Source organism: Methylobacterium brachiatum (genome assembly GCF_020523825.1).
In the GTDB taxonomy this organism is placed as follows: domain Bacteria; phylum Pseudomonadota; class Alphaproteobacteria; order Rhizobiales; family Beijerinckiaceae; genus Methylobacterium; species Methylobacterium brachiatum.
The window spans coordinates 1-1,263 of the sequence record NZ_JAJALK010000049.1 but is presented as its reverse complement, the minus strand read 5'-3'; the positions used below and the strand labels follow the sequence as shown (position 1 = coordinate 1,263).

Below are 1,263 nucleotides of genomic sequence, written 5' to 3'. Positions count from 1 at the left end.
CTGATCGGCCCCCACGAGGTGGTCCAAGGTCAAAGTTAGTGCAGGGTTGGTCGCTGGACCACGGCGAGCTTGGCCGGTGCAGCCGGCCTAGCGGCTATAGCTGGCACGAACACCTCTGGCGCTGGCGGCCGGTAGCCCAATGCGCCATGCGGCCGAACCGTATTGTAGTGCCGTCGCCAGCCCTCGATCATGATCTGCGCCTCCTTGAGCGTGTAAAAAATCTCGCCATTCAGCAGCTCGTTGCGTATCTGTGCGTTGAAGCTCTCGACATATCCGTTCTCCCACGGCGAACCAGGGGTGATGTAGGCCGTCCTTGCGCCAACGGCCGCAATCCAGGACTGCACCGACTTGGCGATGAACTCCGGACCATTGTCTGACCGAATGTGCGCCGGCACGCCGCGCAGGATGAACAGGTCGGACAGCACATCGATCACGTCGGCCGCCTTGAGCTTGCGATCCACTCGGATGGCCAGGCACTCGCGGCTGAACTCGTCGAGGACGTTGAGCATCCGGAACTTGCGCCCGTCGTGGGTGCGCGTCTCGACGAAGTCGTAGGACCAGACGTGATTGCGGTGCTCCGGGCGCAGCCGGATACAGGAACCATCCCCGTCCCACAGCCGTGCGCGCTTGGGCTGGCGGGCCGGGACCTTCAGCCCCTCCTGCCGCCATAGGCGCTCGACCCGCTTGTCGTTGACCAGCCAGCCGTCCGCCCGCAGTAGGGCGGCGACCTTCCGATAGCCGTAGCGCCCGTAGCTACGGGCAAATTCGATCAGCTCGGCGACGAGCGCCGCCTCGTCATCTTTGCCCCGCGGCGCCTTGCGCTGTGTCGAGCGATGCTGCCCGAGTGCCTTGCAGGCCCGACGCTCGGAGACCTTCAGCACGGTCCGGACATGCTCGATGCAGGCGCGTCGGCGCGCGGGGCTGGTCAGTTTCCCCGGGCGGCTTCCTGCAGGATCAGCTTGTCCAGGGTGAGATCGGCGATGGCTTTTCTGAGCCGCTGGTTCTCCGTCTCCAGATCCTTCATCCGCCGGACCTGATCCGACTTCAGGCCGCCGTACTCACGCCGCCAGCGGTAGTAGGTCACCTCACTCACGCCGATCGCGCGGATCGCCTCCGCCACGCTCTGGCCTTGCCCGACCAGCACGTCCGCCTGCCGCAGCTTGGCGACGATCTCCTCAGGCTTGGGTCGCTTCCTCGACATCGATCCGTCCTCCAGGCTCAAAGCCATACCAAAGGGCGGACCACTTCATTGGGGGCGGATCA

Annotated in this window: 1 protein-coding gene; it reads right to left on the bottom strand. The window is 65.2% G+C overall.

Annotation, left to right across the window (positions count from 1 at the left end):
- Positions 1-35 precede the first annotated feature (35 nt).
- Positions 36-1,201 (bottom strand): IS3 family transposase gene (locus tag LGR69_RS31705; RefSeq protein ID WP_089231777.1). Its coding sequence is split into 2 segments (ribosomal slippage): positions 36-937 and positions 937-1,201, totalling 1,167 coding nucleotides; the frame shifts between segments, so codons are not numbered across the junction.
- Positions 1,202-1,263 lie beyond the last annotated feature (62 nt).